The following is a 6,807-nucleotide window of genomic DNA, read 5'->3' as shown; positions in this document are numbered from 1 at the left end:
CACGGCTTCGGCCTGACCAGCGTGCCCCTGGCCGCTGCTGCACTGGCCGTGCTCGCGCTGCTGGTGACCCTGATTACTTTCCGTCAGACCGGCGATGCCGACCTGGCCCCCGCGACTAACTGATCAACTAAAGAGAAGGGTGTTATCCCATGACGACTATTTTCGATCCGATCAAACTGGGCGACCTGGAACTGTCGAACCGCATCATCATGGCGCCGCTGACCCGCTGCCGTGCCGACGCCGGTCGCGTGCCCAATGCGCTGATGGCTGAGTACTACGTCCAACGCGCTTCCGCCGGGCTGATCCTCAGCGAAGCCACCTCCGTAACGCCAATGGGCGTGGGTTACCCGGACACCCCGGGCATCTGGTCCAACGACCAGGTTCGCGGCTGGGCCAATGTGACCAAGGCCGTGCACGGTGCAGGCGGCAAGATCTTCCTGCAACTGTGGCACGTGGGCCGGATCTCCCACGAGTCGTACCTGGACGGCGAAGCACCGGTTGCCCCAAGCGCCATCGCAGCCAAGGGCCACGTCAGCCTGGTGCGTCCACTGGCCGACTACCCTACCCCGCGCGCCCTGGAAGTCGCTGAAATCGCCGATATCGTCGACGCCTACCGCGTAGGTGCCGAGAATGCCAAGGCCGCCGGTTTTGACGGCGTGGAAGTCCACGGTGCGAACGGCTACCTGCTCGACCAGTTCCTGCAAAGCAGCACCAACCAGCGCACCGACAACTACGGCGGCTCCCTGGAAAACCGCGCACGCTTGCTGCTCGAAGTCACTGACGCCGTGATTGAAGTCTGGGGCGCCGGTCGCGTCGGTGTGCACCTGGCACCACGCGCCGACGCACACGACATGGGCGACGCCAACCTGTCGGAAACCTTCACCTACGTCGCCAAAGAGCTGGGCAAGCGTGGCATCGCGTTCATCTGCTCCCGTGAAAAGGAAGCGGGCGACAGCCTCGGCCCACAACTGAAAGCCGCCTTCGGTGGCCCGTACATCGCCAACGAACGCTTCACCAAGGACAGCGCCAACGCGTGGCTGGCTTCGGGCAAGGCTGACGCCGTGGCATTCGGCGTGCCGTTCATCGCCAACCCGGACCTGCCGGCTCGCCTGAAGGCCGATGCACCGCTGAACGAAGCACATCCAGAGACTTTCTACGCCAAAGGCCCGGTCGGCTACATCGACTACCCGACCCTGGCACTCTGATCTGCTGAAACGAAAAAGCCCCGACTTGCGAGAGCCGGGGCTTTTTTATGGGCCGCAGGAAACATTCCTTCACAGCCTTGCAACAATATTGCTACAAAATACTTAGCCAACTACCTATCAACCGCCCGCCAGCCCGTATATAACGTCACCCCACAAAATCAGGGAAAAGCCTGATTGACCAGCCCCGGTGTTTATTGTTGACACAACTGGTCGCAATTACGCATTTTGTCTTAATTGCGCAGGCCAGGGCTCAAGCGCAGCATGTCCAACGCGATATCGACCCAGCGCTCTGCGTCCTGGGCCAACTGGAAACTGTCGGGCACCAGCAGCCACTGGCCGAGAATTCCGTCGATATAGGCGTGCATGCACACCGCGGCACGTACGGTGTCGAGATTCTCCGGAAGCTGCCCGCGATGGACCGCGTTACGCAAGGTCAGCCCGATGCGCAGGTTGCATTCGAGGCTGGCGGTCTGGCGCTGACGGCGCAGATCACACATTTCATCGGTGAATTCGCACTTATGAAACAAAATCTCATTGATGCGCCGGGTCTTCGGGTCCAGGGCCACTTGATGGAACAGATGAATCAGCAGCTTGCGCATGCAACCCAGCGGATCGACCTCGTCCTCGCTCTCACTGGCCCTGGCCAATTCATCCAGCGGCTCGTGCAGCGTATCGAGCATCGCCTGCACCAGGTCGGCCTTGTTGCTGAAATGCCAGTAGATGGCACCACGTGTCACGCCTGCCAGCGCGGCAATATCCGCCAGCGTGGTACGCGCAACCCCGCGCTCGTAGAAGGCCTGCTCGGCCGCTTCAAGAATCTGGCTGCGCGTTTCCTGAGCTTCCTCTTTGGTACGACGAACCATGGCAGTAAAACCTCAATCAGGAGACTTGGGGTGATCGGTAACGCAGACTCAACCGCTGCTAACGACCATCTGAATAATTGTGGGACGACGCCGTCAAGGGCGCCGAACGTACTAGAATCGAGGCTTTGGACGCTGCTTTGTCAACATTCCGCGAAGCCTGTCAAGAGTTTACAAACAACCATGAACGTAAGTATATTGCGTAGCAAGCTACTTATCCACTCAGTGCCTGTTTTTTACCCTTCCACACTTCTTGTGCGCACTCTGCGCGCCTGACCCGAGGATCTTCATGCAACTTAAGCCAGCTGTTACCGCCCTGGTTACTGCCGTCGCCCTGGCATCGCTGCTCAGCGGATGTAAAAAGGAAGAAGCGGCTCCGCCCGCTCAAACCCCTCAGGTCGGCGTGGTCACTATTCAACCTCAAGCCTTTACCCTGACATCCGAGCTGCCAGGCCGCACCACGGCCTACCGCATTGCCGAGGTTCGCCCTCAGGTCAACGGCATCATTCTCAAGCGTCTGTTCAAGGAAGGGGGCGACGTCAAGGAAGGCCAGCAGCTCTATCAGATCGATCCGTCGGTGTATGACGCCTCGCTGAAAAGCGCCCAGGCCAACCTCGCCCAGACCAAGTCGATTGCCGATCGCTACAAGCAGTTGGTCGATGAGCAGGCCGTCAGCCGCCAGGAATACGACACCGCCGTGTCCAACCGCATGACCTCTGAAGCCAACGTGCAAACGGCCCAGATCAACGTGCGCTACACCAAGGTGTTTGCCCCGATCTCCGGGCGTATCGGTCGCTCTTCGGTCACCGAAGGTGCGCTGGTCAGCAACGGCCAGACCGACGCCATGGCAGTGATCCAGCAACTGGACCCGATCTACGTCGACGTCACGCAGTCCTCCGCCGAGATGCTGAAACTGCGTCGCGACCTGGAAAGCGGCCAACTGGAAAAAGCCGGCGAAAACGCGGCCAAGGTCAAGCTGACCCTGGAAGACGGCACCGCCTACGGCGTGGAAGGCAAGCTGGAATTCTCCGAAGTCTCGGTCGACGAAACCACCGGTTCCGTGACCCTGCGGGCCGTGTTCCCGAACCCTGACCACACCCTGCTGCCGGGCATGTTCGTCCACGCGCAGTTGCAAGCCGGTGTGAACAGCAAGGCCATCCTGGCACCACAGCAAGGCGTGACCCGCGACCTGAAGGGCATCCCGACCGCGCTGGTGGTGAACAAGGACAACAAGGTCGAGCAACGTGTACTGGTGGCCAACCGCACTACCGGCGCCTACTGGCTGGTGGAAAAAGGCCTGAACGCCGGTGACCGTGTGATCACCGAAGGCCTGCAATTCATCAAGCCGGGCATCGAAGTCAAGGTCAAGGACGCTGATAACGCCAAACCCGCCGGTTCCGCTGCTGCTCCTGCTGCCGCTGCTGGTCAAGGGGAGTAATTCATGTCGAAATTTTTTATCGACCGTCCCATTTTCGCCTGGGTAATTGCCCTGGTGATCATGCTGGTCGGGGCACTGTCGATCCTGAAGTTGCCCATCAACCAGTACCCGGCCATCGCGCCAACCGCCATTGATATCCAGGTGACCTACCCGGGCGCGTCTGCACAAACCGTGCAGGACACCGTGGTGCAGGTCATCGAACAACAGCTCAACGGTATCGACAACCTGCGTTATGTCGCCTCGGACAGTAACTCCGACGGCAGCATGACCATCACCGCGACGTTCAACCAGGGTACCAACCCGGACATCGCCCAGGTTCAGGTACAGAACAAGCTCAACCTGGCGACCCCGCTGCTGCCACAAGAAGTACAGCAGCAGGGTATCCGCGTTACCAAGTCGGTGAAGAACTTCCTGATGGTGATCGGTCTGGTGTCGGAAGACGGCAGCATGACCAAGGATGACCTTTCCAACTACATCGTTTCCAACATCCAGGACCCGATTTCCCGGACCGCCGGTGTGGGCGACTTCCAGGTGTTCGGTTCCCAGTACGCCATGCGTATCTGGCTCGACCCTGCCAAGCTGAACAACTACCAGCTGACGCCCGTGGATGTCAGCAACGCCATCCAGGCGCAGAACGTCCAGGTGGCCACCGGCCAACTCGGCGGCCTGCCTGCCCTGCCCGGCACTCAGTTGAACGCCACCATCATCGGCAAGACGCGTCTGCAAACCACTGAAGCGTTCGGCAATATCCTGATGAAGGTCAATACCGACGGTTCCCAGGTTCGCCTGGGTGACGTTTCGCGTATCGAACTGGGCGGCCAGAACTACAGCATCAGCGCACAGTTCAACGGCAAGCCGGCTTCCGGTATGGCGATCAAGCTGGCAGCCGGTGCCAACGCACTGGACACCGCCAAGGCGATTCGCGAAACGGTTGCGTCCCTCGAACCGTTCTTCCCGCCTGGCATGAAGGCTGTGGTGCCGTATGACACCACGCCGGTTGTGACCGAATCGATCTCCGGTGTGGTTCACACCCTGATCGAAGCGATCGTGCTGGTGTTCCTGGTGATGTTCCTGTTCCTGCAGAACTTCCGCGCCACCATCATCACCACCATGACCGTACCGGTGGTATTGCTGGGTACCTTCGGGATCCTCGCTGCGTTCGGCTTCACCATCAACACCCTGACCATGTTCGGCATGATCCTGGCCATCGGCTTGCTGGTGGACGATGCCATCGTTGTGGTGGAGAACGTCGAGCGGGTAATGGCCGAGGAGCACTTGTCGCCCAAGGAGGCGACGGTCAAGTCCATGGGCCAGATCCAGGGCGCCCTGGTGGGTATCGCCCTGGTGCTGTCGGCGGTATTGCTGCCAATGGCGTTCTTCGGTGGTTCCACCGGTGTGATCTACCGCCAGTTCTCCATCACTATCGTTTCGGCGATGGCGCTGTCGGTACTGGTTGCCCTGGTCTTCACCCCGGCCTTGTGCGCCACCATGCTCAAGCCGATTGACCCGGAAAAACACGGCCAACCCAAGCGCGGCTTCTTCGGCTGGTTCAACCGTACCTTCGACCGTGGCGTACTGAGCTACGAGCGCGGCGTCGGCAACATGATCAAGCACAAGTTCCCGGCATTCGTGGTCTATGCCCTGATCCTTGCCGGCATGATCTGGATGTTCACCCGCATTCCAAGCGCGTTCCTCCCAGAGGAAGACCAGGGCGTGATCTTTGCCCAGGTACAAACGCCGGTGGGTTCTTCGGCTGAACGTACGCAGAAAGTCATCGACGATATGCGCGCCTACCTGTTGAACGACAAGGAAGGCGAGCCAGGCGAAGGCAAGGCTGTCAAATCGGTGTTTACCGTGAACGGCTTCAACTTCGCCGGTCGTGGCCAGAGCTCGGGCCTCGCGTTCGTGATGCTCAAGCCGTGGGACGAGCGTGACTCGAGCCAGTCGGTATTTGAGGTTGCCAAGCGTGCCCAGGGTTACTTCTTCGGGGCCTTCAAGGACGCCATGGTATTTGCCGTGGTGCCACCGTCGGTACTCGAACTGGGTAACGCCACCGGTTTCGACGTGTTCCTGCAAGACCAGGGCGGCGTCGGCCACCAGAAGCTGATGGATGCGCGTAACCAGTTCCTGGGTGCCGCGGCACAAAGCAAGATCCTGGCGGGCGTGCGCCCCAACGGCGTGAACGATGAGCCGCAGTACGAGCTGACCGTTGACGACGAGAAGGCCAGTGCCCAGGGCATCAGCCTGGCAGACATCCAGCAGACCCTGGCAATCGCCTTGGGTGGCAGCTACATCAACGACTTCATCGACCGTGGTCGTGTGAAGAAGGTGTATGTACAGGGTGACGCCGCCAGCCGGATGTCTCCGGAAGACCTGAGCAAATGGTACGTGCGCAGCACGTCCGGGAAGATGGTGCCGCTGTCGGCCATCTCTTCGGGCAAGTGGATCTTCGGTTCGCCGAAACTCTCGCGCTATAACGGTGTAGCGGCGATGGAAATCCTCGGTACCCCGGCACCTGGCTACAGTACCGGTGATGCGATGGCGGAAGTCGAACGCATTGCCAAGGACCTGCCGGCTGGCGTTGGTTACTCCTGGACCGGCCTGTCGTACGAAGAACGTCTGTCCGGCTCCCAGGCACCTGCGCTGTACGCCCTGTCGCTGCTGGTGGTGTTCCTCTGCCTCGCGGCACTGTACGAAAGCTGGTCGATCCCGATTGCGGTGATTCTGGTTGTACCGCTGGGTGTGATCGGTGCGTTGATCGCCACCAGCCTGCGGGGACTGTCCAACGACGTGTTCTTCCAGGTGGGCCTGTTGGTGACGGTGGGCCTGGCAGCGAAAAACGCCATCCTGATCGTGGAGTTCGCCAAGGAGCTCCACGAGCAGGGCAAAGGCATTGTCGAGTCGGCCATCGAGGCATCCCGCATGCGTCTGCGACCGATCATCATGACGTCCATGGCGTTCATGCTCGGCGTACTGCCCCTGGCAATTTCCACCGGTGCCGGCTCAGGTAGCCAGCACGCCATCGGTACGGGCGTAATTGGCGGTATGATCACCGCCACGGTCCTCGCGATCTTCTGGGTACCCCTGTTCTTCGCAACCGTGTCCTCCGCTGGCGAGCGTAAAAAGACTGAACCCAAGCAAACTCCTAAAGAGGCTGGCCAATGAGCAAGTCGCTACTTTCCTTAGCTGTCACGGCATTCGTGCTCAGTGGCTGCTCGCTGATCCCGGACTACCAGCGCCCTGAAGCGCCGGTAGCCGCGCAGTTCCCGCAGGGGCCGGCGTATTCGTCGGCCCAGGCGCCGGG

The 6,807-nt window shown here is 60.4% G+C and carries 5 protein-coding genes and 1 pseudogene; 5 read left to right on the top strand and 1 reads right to left on the bottom strand.

What is annotated here, in order from left to right; all coding sequences use genetic code 11:
- Together HX846_RS30400 and HX846_RS30395 are read left to right on the top strand one after the other, a co-directional pair.
- Positions 1-123: pseudogene (locus HX846_RS30400) on the top strand (MFS transporter); the annotation flags it as partial.
- Between the two features lie 26 nt (positions 124-149).
- Complete coding sequence (locus tag HX846_RS30395; RefSeq protein ID WP_003219797.1) at positions 150-1,205, top strand: alkene reductase; 1,056 nt, start codon at positions 150-152, stop codon at positions 1,203-1,205.
- A 230-nt stretch (positions 1,206-1,435) separates the two neighbouring features.
- Here the strand turns inward: HX846_RS30395 and HX846_RS30390 are convergent, their stop codons facing one another.
- A complete protein-coding gene (locus tag HX846_RS30390) occupies positions 1,436-2,068 on the bottom strand; it encodes a TetR family transcriptional regulator (RefSeq protein WP_003219798.1) in 633 nt (210 codons plus the stop codon).
- A 286-nt stretch (positions 2,069-2,354) separates the two neighbouring features.
- Here HX846_RS30390 and HX846_RS30385 point away from each other — a divergent pair, with 286 nt between their 5' ends.
- From HX846_RS30385 to HX846_RS39830, 3 genes are all read left to right on the top strand, one after another.
- On the top strand, positions 2,355-3,503 hold the full coding sequence (locus HX846_RS30385; RefSeq protein ID WP_003219800.1) for an efflux RND transporter periplasmic adaptor subunit: 1,149 nt from the start codon (positions 2,355-2,357) through the stop codon (positions 3,501-3,503).
- Positions 3,504-3,506: 3 nt separating this feature from the next.
- Entirely contained in the window at positions 3,507-6,668 is a 3,162-nt protein-coding gene (locus tag HX846_RS30380; RefSeq protein ID WP_003219803.1) for an efflux RND transporter permease subunit, read from the top strand.
- The coding region (locus HX846_RS39830; protein WP_178966801.1) for a hypothetical protein at positions 6,665-6,807 on the top strand (143 nt) is incomplete at its 3' end. The genes HX846_RS30380 and HX846_RS39830, both read left to right, overlap by 4 nt.

Origin of the sequence: Pseudomonas sp. K5002 (genome assembly GCF_013386655.1) — a bacterium.
GTDB lineage: Bacteria > Pseudomonadota > Gammaproteobacteria > Pseudomonadales > Pseudomonadaceae > Aquipseudomonas.
Note: the sequence above shows the minus strand (reverse complement) of the source record. Positions and strands in the feature narration are given on the sequence as shown.

What these genes read in the sequence shown, in the direction of transcription:
- HX846_RS30390 (WP_003219798.1), bottom strand. Translation starts at nt 2,068, where the DNA reads ATGGTTCGTCGTACCAAAGAGGAAGCTCAGGAAACGCGCAGCCAGATT.
- HX846_RS30385 (WP_003219800.1), top strand. Translation starts at nt 2,355, where the DNA reads ATGCAACTTAAGCCAGCTGTTACCGCCCTGGTTACTGCCGTCGCCCTG.
- HX846_RS30395 (WP_003219797.1), top strand. Translation starts at nt 150, where the DNA reads ATGACGACTATTTTCGATCCGATCAAACTGGGCGACCTGGAACTGTCG.
- HX846_RS30380 (WP_003219803.1), top strand. Translation starts at nt 3,507, where the DNA reads ATGTCGAAATTTTTTATCGACCGTCCCATTTTCGCCTGGGTAATTGCC.